Annotated in this window: 11 protein-coding genes and 2 pseudogenes; 10 read left to right on the forward strand and 3 right to left on the reverse strand. The window is 40.5% G+C overall.

From position 1 onward, the window contains the following. Positions 1-211 precede the first annotated feature (211 nt). On the reverse strand, positions 212-1,462 hold the full coding sequence (locus NT175_10765) for an IS1380 family transposase (GenBank protein MCX6235180.1): 1,251 nt from the start codon (positions 1,460-1,462) through the stop codon (positions 212-214). A 102-nt stretch (positions 1,463-1,564) separates the two neighbouring features. Here NT175_10765 and NT175_10770 point away from each other — a divergent pair. From NT175_10770 to NT175_10800, 7 genes and pseudogenes are all read left to right on the forward strand, one after another. Further along, a pseudogene (locus tag NT175_10770) lies at positions 1,565-1,741 on the forward strand (type II toxin-antitoxin system RelE/ParE family toxin). Positions 1,742-2,284: 543 nt separating this feature from the next. After that, positions 2,285-2,617: a type II toxin-antitoxin system RelE/ParE family toxin gene (locus NT175_10775; protein MCX6235181.1), complete on the forward strand. Its 333-nt coding sequence runs from the start codon at positions 2,285-2,287 to the stop codon at positions 2,615-2,617. A gap of 11 nt (positions 2,618-2,628) precedes the next feature. Beyond that, positions 2,629-2,940 (forward strand): helix-turn-helix transcriptional regulator, encoded by a 312-nt coding sequence (locus NT175_10780; protein ID MCX6235182.1) that lies wholly within the window; start codon positions 2,629-2,631, stop codon positions 2,938-2,940. A gap of 392 nt (positions 2,941-3,332) precedes the next feature. Beyond that, a complete protein-coding gene (locus NT175_10785; protein ID MCX6235183.1) occupies positions 3,333-3,554 on the forward strand; it encodes a DUF433 domain-containing protein in 222 nt (73 codons plus the stop codon). Further along, positions 3,554-3,913 (forward strand): DUF5615 family PIN-like protein, encoded by a 360-nt coding sequence (locus NT175_10790; protein ID MCX6235184.1) that lies wholly within the window; start codon positions 3,554-3,556, stop codon positions 3,911-3,913. Before NT175_10785 ends, NT175_10790 begins: the two co-directional genes overlap by 1 nt. Before the next feature lie 593 nt (positions 3,914-4,506). After that, complete coding sequence (locus NT175_10795) at positions 4,507-4,800, forward strand: type II toxin-antitoxin system HigB family toxin (GenBank protein ID MCX6235185.1); 294 nt, start codon at positions 4,507-4,509, stop codon at positions 4,798-4,800. 13 nt (positions 4,801-4,813) lie between these two features. Next, positions 4,814-5,170, forward strand: a complete 357-nt coding sequence (locus tag NT175_10800; protein MCX6235186.1) for a transcriptional regulator — start codon at positions 4,814-4,816, stop codon at positions 5,168-5,170. Positions 5,171-5,194: 24 nt separating this feature from the next. Here the strand turns inward: NT175_10800 and NT175_10805 are convergent, their stop codons facing one another. Then, positions 5,195-5,485: a hypothetical protein gene (locus NT175_10805; GenBank protein MCX6235187.1), complete on the reverse strand. Its 291-nt coding sequence runs from the start codon at positions 5,483-5,485 to the stop codon at positions 5,195-5,197. A 294-nt stretch (positions 5,486-5,779) separates the two neighbouring features. On the opposite strand from NT175_10805, the pseudogene NT175_10810 reads away from it, so the two are divergent. The 3 genes and pseudogenes from NT175_10810 (at position 5,780) to NT175_10820 (ending at position 11,011) form a co-directional block, all read left to right on the forward strand. Beyond that, positions 5,780-6,127: pseudogene (locus NT175_10810) on the forward strand (type II toxin-antitoxin system RelE/ParE family toxin). Beyond that, on the forward strand, positions 6,124-6,450 hold the full coding sequence (locus NT175_10815; protein ID MCX6235188.1) for a helix-turn-helix transcriptional regulator: 327 nt from the start codon (positions 6,124-6,126) through the stop codon (positions 6,448-6,450). Before NT175_10810 ends, NT175_10815 begins: the two are co-directional and overlap by 4 nt. A gap of 304 nt (positions 6,451-6,754) precedes the next feature. After that, the gene (locus NT175_10820) at positions 6,755-11,011 is read left to right on the forward strand and encodes a carboxypeptidase regulatory-like domain-containing protein (GenBank protein MCX6235189.1); all 4,257 of its coding nucleotides are present in this window, start codon (positions 6,755-6,757) and stop codon (positions 11,009-11,011) included. A 102-nt stretch (positions 11,012-11,113) separates the two neighbouring features. Here the strand turns inward: NT175_10820 and NT175_10825 are convergent, their stop codons facing one another. Continuing rightward, positions 11,114-14,842, reverse strand: a complete 3,729-nt coding sequence (locus tag NT175_10825; GenBank protein ID MCX6235190.1) for an FAD-dependent oxidoreductase — start codon at positions 14,840-14,842, stop codon at positions 11,114-11,116. Positions 14,843-14,861 lie beyond the last annotated feature (19 nt).

Here is a 14,861-nt window from a genome sequence, read left to right on the forward strand (position 1 = left end):
AATTAGGCAAGCTGGGATAATTTGTAAGATATTGATGCAGTTTTTGTTTTGACAAAATTCATTGTTCAGGTGAGATTTTTTAAAAAATCGCCGTTACTAACATTTTTTTTGGGTTATTGACAATGTTCTTCGCGTCCGTTGAGTGGTTACTGGAGGTTATTCTGTAAATCTGATGATTTGTCTGGTATTTCCCGTGGTTTTCAACAATGTGCTAACATCGTAACACGCTGAAGATACCCAGGCAATTTGCAACCACTTCCATATCCGGAAATTGTTTTGGGAACTCAATTTTAATCCGGGTTTTCATTTCCTTTACATAGGCGGCAATCTTGATCAGGCGCAACCGGATGGTCTTCATTGTAGCGGTAGCATACTCAGTTGTCCGCAGGGTTTCACTGCGCAGGGCGTGTAACAGGACGTAGGCAGCTGAATGCATAAACAACCGGAACTGATTGGCTTCAAAACGGCTGCACGACATACGGTCGGATTCCAGGTAGGTTTTGCTTTCCTTGATATACAATTCCATTTGCCCGCGTGCACAATAACCCTGTTCATACAAGGCCTTGGTTCTTATGCAACGGATGTCGGTTACCACATACCGGATATTGGTTCCCTTTTCGCTCACTTCCACTTTCACGATTACGCGTTGGGGTTCACTCCATGAGTCTGCTGCATAGTCAAAACTATGATACCGTTTTACCGGTTTGCCGGTACTTTTAAACTGTTTCTCTGCCGAGTCAATGGTTACTCTTGCCAGTTTATTGAGGGATTTATTGCCTGTAAGCCCGGTAAGAAAATGAACCCGTTGACGGGTGCTTGTCCAGACCATCAGTTCTTTGCTGCAGAAATGGCCATCTCCACGTACAATGATCATCGTGTTTTTCCACACCTTACGCAAATGGATAATAATCCGGTGTAAAATGGAAAAAACATCTGCGGTCTTACTTCTGCGGCCTGGTTTCAATATGGTGGTGATTAATTTTCCGCTCAAGCCTTCATAGATATGTAAGGGCATATAACAGTATTCTCCATAATAATCATTAAACAGGGAATTCTCAAACCGGCTCATCGTTGGCTGAGAGGACAGATGCTTACCGCTTTCCGGCGCCACATCTGCGCATATTTTAAATATCATGTCATCTCTCAAGGTGTTGCAATCATTGGCATCTTCGTATCCTGCAGCGATTTGGAATACCCGTTGTGTTAACATTGAGTTTATCGAATGTTTGATATAACCTAGGTGACGGTCTTCTTCAATACAGTTGGTAATGGCTTGTAATAAACCGCTCTGGGCCTCTATTTCACGTAATAAAAGTAAACCTCCATCCGAAGAAATCTTCTCCGCAGTAAAGCATAATTCTATTGGCTTTTTACAAATCGATGAAAGGGCAAAAAGGGAAGAAGAAAAAAATCCTGTATCAGAAACAAGATGGGTATTTGGGCTTTTTGTATCTTTACTCATGGAAAAGTTTGTTTAAAAGTTTATACACCTCAAAGATAATGATTATCAATGAGATAACAAACTTTTCCATTTTTTTATGAATAATTCAGGTTATTAGAATCCCACCCAAAAGCTGGTCGAATTGTCCCCGAATTTAATAATAAAAACATAAGGGAATTAATAAGAGGTAGTTACCGGATAGTTTACCGGATTGTGGATATTTATAGAATTGATATTCTTACTGTTCACCATTCTGCCCGTTTGTTGACAAAATCAGCACTGTACAAACGGAAAAGATAGTTCAAAAAGCTACGGCTGCCGGCGGGGTATCAGATGAAATTGCGGCCTTTTGACAACTAAAGAAAGGAGATGACCGGCCATACCCATTTCCGGACACCCTTGTCAGTCTGCTGTCATTTTTCAAAGCCAGGTTTCATCAGAGCCTCACCTATTTTCTTTGGATTCAGAAAAATACGGAAGATCCCTTTCAAGAAGATGGCATCCGTGCTTTCTACAAATACCACCAAAAAGAGCCAAAAACATCAATAAATAGAAACAACTTGCCGGCAAGGTGCCTCTGTTTTTCATGAAAAAGCCGGTACCCATTAAAGTACCGGTCTATCCATAAAAGGCTACACCATACATAATTCGTTGGTTTTATTTAAATTAGAATTTTTCTGAAATAAAACGTATTATTGCTGTTTGCGAATGGTTAGGGTTTATTGTTTTCAGGTTTGAATAATCAAGTAAAAGTATCATTCTGTCAATAATTTGAAAAAATACACCCAATAAGTTGCAATATAATGCAATTTATTATACTTTTGTTCTGTCATAATAAAAAACATGAAAAGATATTTTGAAGTTGAATATTTGCCGGAAGCAGTGAATTTTATTGAGCTACAAAATGAAAAAGTCAGAAGAAAGATTTTGTACAATATTTCTCTTGCAAAACACACGAAATCTGCGAGTCTGTTTACGAAACTGTCTGGAGAAATATGGGAATTTTGCACTATTTATGAAAAGAATTATTATAGACTTTTTGCATTTTGGGATAAAACTAAAGCAGCATATGTTATTTGCTCACATGGAATTATTAAGAAGTCAAAGAAAACACCATTAAGGGAAGTACATAAGGCAGAAGAAATAAGAAAAAAGTATTTTGAAAAATCGATTTAATAACAATAAAAATGGAAACTACATCACACGAAAAATTGTTAAATAAGTATATAGGCGAGAGAGGAACGCCTGTTAGGTCAGCTTTTGAGCAAGAATTGCAATTGGATATTATCGCTTATAAAATAAAAGAATTAAGAAAGAGCAGAAATCTTACTCAGGAAGAGTTGGGGATTCTAATAGGGAAAGACAAATCCCAAATATCAAAAATCGAAAAAGGAACAAGAAATCTGACTATCTCAACAATATTGGAAATAATGAATGCTTTAAACGCAAAATTTAAGTTTAGGGTTGAAATAAATGAAGACATCATTGAATTAGTATAAAATTAAACTTATCCGGGATTCGAAACAACAAAACCCTAACAAAGGCTAAAAGCAAGCGGACGGAAAGTGCTAATATGAAAAGAATTACAAACAATAAACTATGGCGCTGTTTGAAGTATTGAACTTCGAAATTTCCGCCAGTTATTAGTCTCGACCGTCAGATGAAATTGCTGCCATTTAACAACTAAAAAAGGAAATGACAGATCATTCCATTTCCGGACACCCTTATCAGTCTGCTGCCACTTTTCAAAGCTAAGGGTTTCATCAGCGCCTCACCTGGTTTCTTTGGATTCAGAAAAACACGGATGACATCTTTCGAAAAGATGGCTCAAAAATATTAACCATTTAGTAAAGTATTCCGATTTTTCGTATATTTGATCAAACTTTTTAACATGATTCGATACATAGACAGAATAGTAATAAACCCAAACATAAGGTTTGGCAGGCCTTGCGTCAAAGGAACGCGCATTGCTGTTTATGACGTCCTTAACTGGCTGGCATCCGGAATGTCCCATGAACAAATTGTCAAGGATTATCCGGAATTAAAAGAAGAAGACATAAAAGCGTGTCTTGCATTTGCAGCCGATAAAGAACATAAACTACGTGTGGCCTAATGAAACTCCTTTTCGACCAGAATATCTCTTTCAGAGCGGTTAAGGGATTAATTGAAATTTTTCCCAATGCAAAGCAAGTCTGTGAGCTATATCTTGAGAATGCGACGGATCATAATATCTGGGAATATGCTAAAAAAGAAGGCTATACAATTGTAACCTTCGATTCTGATTTTTACGATCTAACCCTCATATCAGGAATTCCACCAAAAGTAATCTGGTTAAGATTTGGAAATACATCAACAGATAATTTGATAAGAATTTTACAAGAGCATCAAAGCCTTATCCGTGAATTCATTGAGAATCCCGATTATCACGAAGTCGGTTGCCTGGAGATAAGTAAAGATATTTTCGAGGCATAACAGGCCGCAATGTGATTAGGCGAGAAAAGTTGGTTAATATACAGATTACAAGTAAAATATCTCAACTGGAAAGGAAACAAACTACCAATTCGATCCCGCCCGTCGCAAAGCGGCAGAACATTAGATGAATTTGCTGCCTTTTAACAATTAAAGGTATGAGTTGACCGGCCATACCAATTTCCGAACACCCTTATTACTCTGCTGCCATTTTTAAAGCTAAGGATTTCATCAGCGCTTCACCTGTTTTCTTTGGATTCAGAAAAATACTAGGGGGTGACTAAAATGTCTTGGTGAGCCTTTGTGAAATCCTTTGTCGCCTTTGTGGTTACATCTTAAGTTATTGAGCCACAAAGGATCACGAAGTATGCACAAGGAACACAAAGGGGGAAATCCAAAACATTTTAATTTATTAGTCACCCCCCCGTGCTTTCTACTAATATCACCCAAAAGGAGTCAAAAAACATCAAAAGACACAGGCAACTTACCGGCAAGGTGTCTCTGTATTTCATAAAAAGCCGGTAACAATTTAAATTTTTTTTACCTCAAGTTACCATATTGGTAATTTTATATTATTTTTGTATCAAAATTTCGGGATGAGAGTTTTTGTGCGTAAAACTTTAGTTGAATTTTGGCTAAAGCATCCTGATGCCGAACAAAGCCTTAAGGCATGGTATGCTGAAGTATCGAAAAATAAATGGGAAACATCAAATTATATTAAAAAGCGCTATCCAACTGTTAGTGTAGTGAAAAATAATGTGATTATATTCAGAATTAAAGGCAATTCATACAGATTGATCGTTAAAATTAATTTTTTAAGAGGTTGGGTATTTATCCGATTCATTGGTACCCATGCTGAATATGATAAATTAGATGCAAATAATTTTTAAATAAAACATTATAATGGAAATAAGATTATTAAAAAACGAAGAGGATTATAAGTTAGCTATAAAAAGATTTGAAGAACTTTTTGATGCCCTGGCGGATACTCCTGAGGGAGAGGAAGCAGAATTATTGTCGTATTTAATCGAAAAATATGAGGATGAGAACTTTCCAATTGATCCCCCCGATCCGATAGAGGCTATAAAATTTAGAATGAAACAGCAGGGGCTTAAAAAAATGGATATTGCCTCAATTATTGGATATAAAAGCCGGGTATCAGAAATATTTTCAAAAAAGAGAAAATTAAGTTTAAACATGATCAGAAAGCTTCATAAGGAATTAAATATTCCGTATGAGGCATTATTAAAGGAATACTAAATTGCATACTTTTGCTACATGGACTTAAGCGCCATGCAGTTCAAACTCCCGGCCTCCCAGGGCATGACTTTCGCAAACTTCCCCGTCTGGCGACATGTAAGTCGATTGAAATCCCTCACGGCGCTTAGCACCGGCCGTCAGATGAAATTGCTGCCTTTTGACAACTAAAGAAAGGAGATTACAGACCATACCATCTATAGACACCTCTGTCAGTCTGCTATCATTTTTCAAAGCTATGGGTTTTATCAGCGCCTCACCTGGTTTCTTTGGATTCAGAAAAATACGGATGATATCTTTCGAAAAGATGGCATACATGCGTTCTACCAATATCACCTAAAAAGAGTCAAAATAACATCAAAAAACAGAGGTAACTTGCCGGCAAGTTGCTTGTGGTTTTCATAAAAAAGCCGGTACTAATTTACGTGCGGATTTATCCATTTCACGGGCTACACCTTAAAGAATTCGTTGCTTTTATTTATATTAGGATTTTATAGAGATAATTCGTAATATTACTGGTAGTAAATAGTTATCGGCAAGTTTTAAAAGAGCCTCAAAATAAGATTTGTTTCCTAATAAAGAAACATCTATCTTTGCAGAAACCTTTAACGAGTGACAGCAAGATTTCAGGTTCGGTTTTTAGCGGAAGCAGTAACGTTTCTTGACAGTCTTGACGAAAAGACAAGAGATAAAGTAATCTATAACATCTACAAGGCAAGGATTTCCAATGATAAGGAGTTATTCAAAAAACTGAAAGGTGAAATATAGGAGTTCAGGACTTTGTTCAATAAAACTCATTACCGACTATTTGCATTTTGGGACAAAACTGAGAAGACAGACACTGTTGTTATATCAACTCATGGACGTATCAAAAAGACTGATAAAATTACACAAAGTGACCTCATAAAAGCAGAGCAGTTAAGGAAACTATATTTTGAACAAAAAACTCCGGAAAAATGAAAGCTCAAAAATTAAAAATATACAGCCTGGACGAGATTACTGATAAGTATATCGGAAAACCTGGGACGCCAAAACGAGAAGCATTTGATTACGAGTTACGTCTTGACTTGATTGGAGAAGCCATAAAACAAGCAAGAAAAGAAAGAAAACTGACACAAGAAGAACTTGGGCAACTCGTGGGTGTAAAAAAGGCACAAATATCAAAGCTCGAAAACAGTCTGACAGATGCAAGGTTTGAGACGATTATCAAAGTTTTTAAAGCTTTAAATGCTAAAATCAACTTTAACATTGAATTACTCGACCAAAAAGTGAATCTTGCCTGACATAAAAGAAAACCAGCCGGTGATAAAGGCTAAATGAAGGCGGGCGGGACTGCCGAATCAGAAACTTTGTACCTTCAACCATCATTCACTCAAGGCAGGAAGGAAAGTGCTCCGAAGCGCCCGCCAGTATTTTGCCTTGGAACGTCAGTTGAATTTGCTGCCTTTTGACGACTAAAGAAAGGAAATGACAGACCATACCCATTTCCTGACACCCTTATCAGTCTGTTGCCATTTTTCAAAGCTGGAAATTCATAGAAATTAATAAATTATAATGTTTTTTGGTGAGGTCATAATAGTCTGAATTGTGAAAACCGCTTCGTCGGGGCTGATGAAGACCTACCGCATCGCTGTCACTAATATCATGATAGAGATATTGATTTGCTTTCCTGACTATTTTATCGTATCTTTAATGCCGTCAACCTATCGATCAAACTTCTATACTTATCCAATGAAAATCTTTAACAAAATTTTAATAAATTTATTGATATCGCTGATTTCACTGACAATGATCAGCTTTGTCTGGTTTACTGAAACTCCGATAAAACCTGCCATAGCGACAAACCATATAACCGGCATCAGGCAAGAAATCGCATTCCCTGGACAAATAAATTTGCAGCCATCTGAAATGATACCTGATACTGTTGGCTGGGTATCAGGAAAAGTTACTGCTTATGGTTATAATTTTCCTATTATTGGTGCCACTGTTACTCTTACTAATGAGTGTTATACGTACACGGGCGTGACCGGAGCCTATGGTCATTATTCAATAGGGGCTCCTGCTGGTTTTTATACCCTTATCTTTTCGGCTGATGGTTACGCTACTGTTTCCGATATTATTGAAATTCAAGGCGGTCAGTATTTGGTATGCGATGCCCAGCTTTTAGAATTTCCATATCCCGTATTAAACGTTCATGCTCAAATTAATAACTTAGATGATCTGTGTCACATATCATGGTACAATTTCAATGATTTCTACACGATCGCCTATGATGACGGAATAGCTGATGAAGTCACCGCTTGGCCGCAGGGAGGCAACATGAATGCTGTGAAATTCACACCTGCAGGATACCCGGCTAATGTCTTTGGAGCAGAGATAAATATTTATGACGGCACCTGGCCCCAGGGAAACACCCTTACTCCTTTTCATGTGGCCATATATGATGATGATGGCACTGATAATATGCCTGGCAGTGAGCTGGCCATTACTGAAGCGGAACCATATGGTTATGGTTGGGTATTTGTTGATTTCTCGAATAGTAATGTCATAGTCAACGATGGTTACTTTTATATCGTAATGATACAGGGAGGCGATTTCCCTGATTGCGCACCCATTGCTGTTGATACCACTAACCCGATATACAGGAGTTATTCGAAAAATGTATCTGGAGGCGAAGAATGGACAGAAGCCGGATATAATGATTTTATGATAAGGTCATATATTTATAGCGATTCGGATAAAACGAACACTGGGGAAATCCAAAAATCAGGCCTGGAATCCAAAGGTAACAGAGCTCTGAGCCATTATGAAGTTTTTCGACTCCTAAAAGGAGATGAAGCAAATCCTGAAAATTGGACGATTGTTGATGATTTGGTATTGGAGAATTTTTTAGTTGACACCGGCTGGACGGCAATAGATACCGGTTTATACAGATATGCCGTGATAGCATCATATAGTTATAATGCCTCTGAACCTGCATTTTCGAATCTGGTCAGGAACGGATTTACAATGACTATAAATATCGTTATAAGTAACGGAGAAAGTGCACATGGAGCTTTAGTTAACCTGGTCAATCAGGATAATGATCCACAGCATAAGTATGAAGCGATTTCACCTTGGTCGGGTATGGTAACAATATCGGATATAGTTCCGGGTATATATGATTTAACGGTAGTAAAATATTATTATATATATGAGGAATCGTCAATTCAAGTTTATGATAATGTATTTCGCGATGTATATATAATAAATGAACCAATGTCTTTTCCTGATATTTATTATATTAATTGTCAGGAATTAAAAATATGCTGGTATACTTTTGCAGATCAGTATTGTATTTATGCTGAAGATTTCGAATCTTGTGTAATTCCTTACGGATGGCGACAAGAATATGTTGACAGTACAATCGCCTGGACAGTCGGTAAAGGAAGCCCTTCAGGTGTTCCTGATCATGCTTCTTCAAGGGAATTCAATGCTTCATTTATCGATAATTCTGCTATTACAACGCTTGTTGTCCCGGAGTTGGATGTTAGTGGGCTCGTCCGGCCACATTTGCAATTCCAGCATGCACAAGCCGGTGATTCAGTTCAGGATAAACTCAAAGTTTATTATAAAAAATATGAAGATGATGCATGGCATCCCCTCGAAACATACTCTCAAAACCAACCGGAGTGGGAAAAAGAAGTCATATATCTCCATGAACCTTCCGAATTCTATTCGATAGGTTTTACCGGCCTGGTAAATCCTGGCGGAATGGGTGTTTGTATCGATGATATAAAGATATTGGCAACTGATACAAGCATCTCTTCTCCACATTCTCCGAGGACTTGGTTTTTTGGAATTAACGGAAGTGATTGGGTGGAGGTACAATCTGAAGGATGCATAAGTTTGGACACCATGACTCAAATAATACCAGGTCAGGTATATGTATTTGGATTCTGGAATGGAGAGCCATTACACGAAATTTTCTATTACACCTTTGTATATATTCCATGCGATTATTATAATCCTCCAGGGAATTTTGAAGGCTCTGTGAATGGCATGAATATCACGCTCACCTGGTCTCCGCCCGAAGAAATTCAATCTGATGGAACGGTTTCAGATACAAACAAATACATCGAAAGTGAAGGGGGGAAACGTGATGATTGTACTGGATATTTTATTTATAGAAATGGTGAACGTTTGAATAATGACGTTTATCCTGATACAATTTTTACTCAAACTATTTCACCGGGTGGTGTATATCAATATAATGTGACAGCCGCCTACGGTTCGACGACTGAAAGTTGCTTATTGGATACCCCTTATACCATCGTGGCAGGTGAAAATTTATTTCCTCCTGATACCATTATCGCCCAGCCACTTGATGAGAAAAGAGCATTACTCAATTGGAGTAGTGAACCACAACAACAAGGTATTGGTTCAAATTCTTCCCCACGGTCTGAACTTACAGGATATAATCTCTGGAGAAATAATAAAAAGATATATTATCTCCCGGCAACCGAAACTTCATATATAGATACGATAATCGTCCCTAAAACCTATGATTATTATGTTTCGGCTGTATATGATACGATGGAATCATTCCGGACTGGTCCGGCAACAATTACATTCTATGGAAAAGGGCATCTTTCAGGCTGCATAACAGATGCCATTTCCAGATCGCCAATAGAAAATGCTGTGATATCTTTATTCCCTGGAAATATCAATGATACCTCTGATGCAAACGGATCCTACCATATTTATGATTTACCTGTTGGGATTTATGAGATAACAGTTACTGCTGTGAATTACGATCAGGTATCTGAAACGGGCATCAGTATCAAATATGGTTTAATGACGGAAAAGAATTTCGAATTATTCAATGAAGAAGTAAGCTTCGTCCCATTTACCGAAACCTGGCAAGCGGGTACGTTTGAGTATCAGCACTGGACTTTCGGATTGGAACAGGCATACTGGGATATCTCCTCCGATTCAGGTAGTCCGCCTCCTTCAGCAACATTCACTTGCGAATCCAATGCTTCAAACTATGCAAATGCCCTTATCAGCCCAATTGTTTATACTGGGATTGGTATGGACAGCGTAATCGTTTCTTATGATTTAAAAATCAGTGATGCATTCTATCTTGATCCCGAAATTCTCACAGTGGATATCTGGAATGGACTCTACTGGTCACAACTTATAGAATACACGAGTTATAATCCGGCCGATTGGACACACTTCCGATTCGAAGTATCCGACATGATCCAGGGTCCTCTGATGAAAGTGAGATTTGTCGCAAAAGGTATTGGCCAGTGTTCATCCGTTACTTGGCATATCGACAATATTGAAATCCTTACAAAAAGAATGGCCACATTAAGCGGTCGCGTTACTGACACGGCAGGTTCTTTCATTGATGATGCTATAGTTACTGTGGAAGGGTATGATCCTGTGCATGCCGACATCTATGGATTATATTCTGCTGATGTTGAGGAAGGAGTGTATGATGTTACTGCAGCAGCCGATGGATATCTTACAAAAACCATAGATAGTGTTAATATTTTTGGAATGACATTCCTGGATATTGAATTACAAATGATAACATCATTGCCTGATATGCAGGATAGTAAGGGACTGACACTTTACCCTAATCCGGCAATAGATGAACTGCACATCTATTCTGATGTAAATATTAAGAGGATCAAGATCCTGAACTCTTTTGGACAAAATGTTTGTGAAGAAATCCCTGTATCCGGGAGCATGGTCAGCATCAATACCATTGGATTTTCGCAAGGAATTTATTTTGTGCAATGTTTTACCGGAAATGGCGATATTATCAATAAGAAATTTCTAATTCTCAAATAGGTCACAGACGGGACGCTCCTCCGGAGCTATTTGGTTACCAATATTGAGGGTTTCTACAGATGGGTGGCTCCTCCGGAGCCGCAGATATGCCTGATATCAATATCATGAACCATGGGCTCCGGCGGAATCCCCAGTCTGTATAGCCTCAGCAAATTCCTCTTCAAATCGCTTGTTGATCACATCGCAACCATAGTCAAAGAACCGGTTGCAGTTGGAATCCTGTGTGAAGACAAAGGCCAGTTTTTGATTCTCTTTTTTCTCAGGCAGGAGTGATATAGCTTCCAACAGGACATCGCCGGTGGTTTCGGGGCCCTTCAGTTCAAAACCCGCAAGCATGTCGAGCAGTTGTTGCACGCTGGTTTTTGCGGTCTTTGGATTGAATACAGGCTCGATGGTCTGTATAACTTTCTGTGTATTGGCAAATGTGCCACCCGACTCAAAAGGTAGGGAGGACGGAAGTACCAGATCAGCTTGCATCGCAGTGTCGGTCATAAACATATCCTGCACTACCACAAAATCGGCCACCGACAGCCAGCCCGCTACTTTCACTTTATTCTTTGCACATCCCAGCGGATCTTCGCCGAAAATAAACAGGTTCCGGACTTTGCCCTCCTCCAGTAACAAGTGAATGTTCGTATCCACTTTCACAGGCATCTCTTCAATATGCCACTTTTTCTTAAGCTTTTTCTGGTATAGTTTATCCCCGATAGGCTGCCCTCCCACACCCAGCGAAGGAAATATGCCCATGTCGAATAATCCCTGTGAATTGTTCTTTTCCTTCAGTGCAATGATACCATTCGATCTCTTTCCCATCTTGCCAGTGAGCAGGGCAAGGTTGTGAATCTCAAGACATGCATTTGCACATAATTCTTTTTCCGAAAAAATGATGACAGCATTCATCTCCCTGTTGATCTCCTTGGCGAACTCAACGATTTTATCCATGATGTTGACGCCCGACTTATGCATGAGATCCACAAAGTTCTCCTTAAGCAGATTCTCCCTGTATTCTTCGAAATCCTTGCAGTTTTCATTTATAAAAAGCTGATTTTCAAAGCCGTTGGCGACCAGATAGTAGTTCACTGCCTTGATAAAATGATAGTACGATTTAATATCGAGATAGCTGTCGACCTTATGTTTCATCAGGCTATTCCTGTGAGTCGTCACCAGTTCCACCGGTATCTTGTTTTTTATTTGTGCATTGTTGACCATGAATCCGGCAACGGCATTATCCATGTTGATTTCGGAGCCAATGAGGTATATTTTGCCGGCTCCTTCTATCTGGTCGAAGGGCACGTTCATTTCGGAGATATGGATATACCCATTGCCACGGTTGAGGTAATGGAAGCTTGTGACGTTATTAGTTTTCACCCCGGCTCTGGCCAGTTTCTGGATGAGGTACATCTCCTCGTTGGTGAGCCGTGCGCCGGCAAGGAACAGGTTTTCGTCGGATTTGACCCTTCTGATCTTGTCGTAGATCATCTCAAAAGCCTTGTCGTAGGTCGTCTCCTCGAACCTGCCGTTGACTTTGACCAGTGGCTTGGTGATGCGGCTCTTGTCATTCAGGTAATGATATCCGAATTTCGGGTATTTGCACAGGTTGCCATCCGTATTGATCATTCCGTCGGTGCCGATTACACGCATGACAAAACCGTTCTTGTGATTCAGTGTGATGGTACATCCAACCGAGCAATAATTGCAGATAGTTTCGACTGGTTCAAGCCGCACAGGTCCGGGTTTGAATGGCACATTTTCGGTCAGAGCGCCGGTAGGACATGTGGATATGCACAATCCGCATGACTCACAGGTGGTATCCTGCAGGCGGTCGCCCATGCTGGGTGCCACATAGGTTTCAAAACCCCTGTTGACCAGGCCGAGAGCATCGGCGCCTACAACCTCGCGGCATATCCTGATACAACGCGAGCAGAGAATGCATTTATTATTATCAATCTCAATATAGGGATGGCGGAAGTCAATAGGAAATTCCTTGAAATCGCCTTTTAATGCCATCTGGTCGGCGTCATACTCCGTGGAGTGCCGTTTGAGGTCACAGGTATAATATTCGATGCAGCCGCACTCCAGGCAGCGCTGCGATTCATGGTATGCCACAGCTTCGCTGGCATAGCCCAGTTCCACCTCCTGGAAATTGAAACGATCCTCAGGCGCAAGGGTAGGCATTTCCTCCCTTAGCTGTGTAGCAAACAACGCTTTATAATCTTCAGTATCCTGGTTTCTGAAGTTATCTTTTTTACTGAGGAACTCTTTTTTCATAGGTTCCACCTGCCATCCCATCAGGTATTGGTGGCAGCTGTATGAGGCTTTTTTACCCTGGCTGATAGCTTGTATAAGAGTGGCAGGTCCGGTCACTCCATCACCGGCAGCAAAAACCGAAGGGATGCCTGTTTGCAGTGTTCCTGCATCGGCATCAATATCACCCCAGCGGTTTGGTTTGAGTTCATCTTCTTTACTGCCTTTATTTATGTCGTCGAGGAAATTGATCTCTGTCTTTTGCCCGATAGCTGCCAGCACAAAATCGACAGCGATTTCAAATTCTGACCCTTCAACAGGAACAGGCCGGCGTCGGCCGCTGGAGTCAGGTTCGCCTAACTTCATCTTCAGGCAGGTGACCGACTTCACTTTACCTTCAGCATCCTTGTTGATGCGGGTCGGGTTGGTCAGAAGCATGTACTGCACACCTTCGAGTTTTGACTCATGGATCTCAATGGGGTTGGCTGGCATTTCCTTTTCGGTACGGCGGTATATGACATAAACTTCTTTGGCACCGCAACGCCGTGCTGTACGGCAGCAATCCATGGCCGTGTTGCCACCGCCAATGACAGCAACACGCTTACCTGTGAAGTCATAACGTTTTCCAGTGATTTCCATATTTTTCAGGAATTCAATTCCGGAGAATACATTCACTGCATCATCGCCTTCACAACCTATGGATGTCCCTTTTTGTGAGCCGATAGCAAGGATAACAGCATGGTATTTTTTCTTCAGGTCGTTATAATGAACATTTCGCCCAAACCGTTTATTATAGAAGATATTGACTCCAAGATCGGTAATATTTTTCACTTCCAGATCAATGATATCATTGGGCAGGCGGTACTCCGGTATACCATAGAGCAGCCAGCCGCCGGCCTTTGGGCTGGATTCATAGATATCGACCTGGTGACCTTCCTTTTGCAGGAAGAAGCCTGCTGAAAGTCCGGCAGGGCCGGCACCAATGATAGCCACTTTTTTACCTGTCTTAGCTTTCACCGCCGGTTTCCATGTTTGTGGTGAAGCCAGGTCATAGTCGGATGCAAACCGTTTCAGATAGTCGATACCAACGGGTGCTCCTTCGCTGAGGAGGTTTCTGCGGCAGGCTACCTCGCAGGGACGCACGCACACACGTCCGCAGATGGCAGGCAATGGATTGGTCTCCTTGATGAGCGCTACTGCTTCATGATACATGCCTTTTTCAATGTAAGAGATATACCCCTGAACATCGACACCTGCCGGGCAGGTATCCTTGCAGGGCCCAATGCAGTCGGCATAATGGTTGCTCAGAAGCAGCTCCAGTGCTGTTTTCCTGGCTTTATATATCTTCTCGTTATGGGTCACGATTTTCATCCCCTCGATGATCTTCGTCGAGCAGGCAGGCTGCAGGCTTCTGTATCCTTCCACTTCCACGACACAGAGGAAACATGAGGAGAATGGTTCCAATCGCGGATCATGACACAGTGTGGGGATATCTATACCGAGCCGGCTCGCCAGCTCCAGAATGCTCTCTCCCTCCCTGCCATTGACTATTTTACCATTCAGAATAATATTCAGATCTTCTCTCATCTTTTTACAATGATTTATT

Source organism: Bacteroidota bacterium (assembly GCA_026391695.1).
Classification (GTDB): domain Bacteria; phylum Bacteroidota; class Bacteroidia; order Bacteroidales; family JAGONC01; genus JAPLDP01.